Genomic DNA, 541 nt, shown 5'->3' on the forward strand with positions numbered 1-541 from the left:
GAACTTCTGATAGAAGATGTCGACGCGAACGTGGCCGTTGCGCTGCAGGGTCCAGGCGGCGGCGCCCATGAACACCAGTGCATGGCCGTACATCACTGCTTCCTGCAGGGCGATGGCGCCGATGCCGAAACCGTAGCGCAGGACCACCACGACGGCGGTACCGATGACGAGAAACAGGGTGATCCAGGCACAGAGCTGGCCGAGGCGCATGTTGAACGCATCGATGAGGCCAGCCACGCGCAGTAGGGGCGGGGGGCTCTGGGACATTTGTAGTCCTTCTTAGGAGACGCAAGGTTGGCGGGAGAGGGCGATTCTTGCAGTACTGGCGCTTTGCAGCAATCGGCCTACGACTTTTAGCTTATGCGCTAGGCTTGAGGCGCCGGAGGCTCTAATGTTAGTCGAGCCCGGAGTGGCGGATGCATTTCCGGCGCAGGTTTCGCCGTACGAGCCAGCGGTCAGCCTGACTCAGGGACTCGAAACGGAACGAAAGGCGCAAGGCGGTCCGGCAAAAAGCGTAGCCTTGCCGTTGCGCAATAAGAAC

General features: G+C 61.0%; 1 protein-coding gene. It reads right to left on the reverse strand.

Translation table 11 applies throughout. The features are described 5' to 3' along the window. Window positions 1-267: TRAP transporter small permease subunit (locus CXQ97_RS21240; RefSeq protein WP_146069762.1), on the reverse strand; the 267-nt coding region annotated here is incomplete at its 3' end. Between the last annotated feature and the right edge of the window lie 274 nt (window positions 268-541).

This window comes from Arthrobacter sp. B0490 (genome assembly GCF_002929355.1).
Lineage (GTDB): Bacteria > Actinomycetota > Actinomycetes > Actinomycetales > Micrococcaceae > Arthrobacter_D.